Origin of the sequence: Streptomyces sp. A1136 (assembly GCF_004795055.1) — a bacterium.
In the GTDB taxonomy this organism is placed as follows: Bacteria; Actinomycetota; Actinomycetes; order Streptomycetales; family Streptomycetaceae; genus Streptomyces.
In genome coordinates, this window is record NZ_SSBJ01000315.1 from 1 (window position 1) to 553 (window position 553).

Here is a 553-nt window from a genome sequence, read left to right on the forward strand (position 1 = left end):
GGCCGGTCTGCCGCGTTGATCCCCGTCACGGTCTCCGCGACCGCGCCCCGCAGCCACCGGTGCGCCGGGTCCGCGTACACTCGGATGTGCCAGGCCTGCACGAAGGGGTTGGCCGGCAGGTCGAGGGGGATGTCGAGGACCGCGAGCGGCATCGCCCGGGCCGCCTCGACCGCGAAATGCGACGGCACCAGCGCCAGCGCGTCCGAGCGGAGGGCGAGGAAGCAGGCCGCCGAGTAGGTCGGAGCGGTCGCCAGCACGTCCCGGGTCAGGCCGAGTTCGGCCAAGCGCTCGTCGACCACGCTGCGCACCCGGCCGCGCCGGGTGACCGTGATGTGCGGGAGCGCGGCGAACCGCTCGGGGGTCAACCGCTCGGCGGCGTACGGCCCGTCGGCGCGCACCACCGCCGCGTAGCGGTACTCGGCCAGCGGACTGCTGCGGACGTCGTGCGGCAGGTCGCCCATCTGGCCGACCTCCAGGTCGATCCGGTCCCGCAGATCGCTCGGGTCCTCGTCGCCCTCGGGCAGCATCCGCAGCCGCACCCCGGGCGCCTCGC

General features: G+C 75.4%; 1 protein-coding gene. It reads right to left on the minus strand.

Annotated features, from left to right (window positions below):
• The coding region (locus tag E6R62_RS38790) for a LysR substrate-binding domain-containing protein (protein WP_240802160.1) at positions 1 to 553 on the minus strand (553 nt) is incomplete at both ends.